The organism is Aeromicrobium marinum DSM 15272 (assembly GCF_000160775.2).
Lineage (GTDB): Bacteria > Actinomycetota > Actinomycetes > Propionibacteriales > Nocardioidaceae > Aeromicrobium > Aeromicrobium marinum.
Genome location: NZ_CM001024.1, coordinates 3,079,215 through 3,079,740 on the forward strand (window position 1 = coordinate 3,079,215; position 526 = coordinate 3,079,740).

The 526-nt window shown below is 76.8% G+C and carries 1 pseudogene; it reads left to right on the forward strand.

The window, feature by feature from the left end:
* Nucleotides 1–526, forward strand: a pseudogene (locus tag HMPREF0063_RS17170) (NADH-quinone oxidoreductase subunit G); the annotation flags it as partial.

The following is a 526-nucleotide window of genomic DNA, read 5'->3' on the forward strand; positions in this document are numbered from 1 at the left end:
GGCGGCCGGCTGAGCCTCGAGGACGCCCACGCCTACGGGGTCTTCGCGCGCGTGGCGCTGGGCACCGACGACATCGACTTCCGCAGCCGGGCCCACAGCGACGAGGAGACCGCGTTCCTCGCGGCGCGCGTCGCGGGCACCGGGCTGGGTGTCACCTACGTCGACCTCGAGCGGGCCGGCACCGTGGTGCTGGCCGGGCTGGAGCCCGAGGACGAGGCGGGCACGATCTTCCTGCGGCTGCGCAAGGCTGTGCAGCAGCGCGGCCTGCGGGTCGTGGCCGTCGGCAGTCACCTCACCCGCGGCCTCGACAAGCTCGGCGCGACCCTCGTGGCCGCGGTGCCGGGGCACGAGGCCGCCGTCCTGTCCGGACAGGACATCGCCGACCTCGGACTCACCGCCGCCGATGTCGTGCTGGTGGGGGAGCGCCTGGCCCTCGCGCCCGGTGCGCTCACGGCCGCCGCCGGTCTGGCCGACGGCACCGGTGCCCGACTGGCCTGGGTGCCGCGTCGTGCGGGCGACCGCGGCG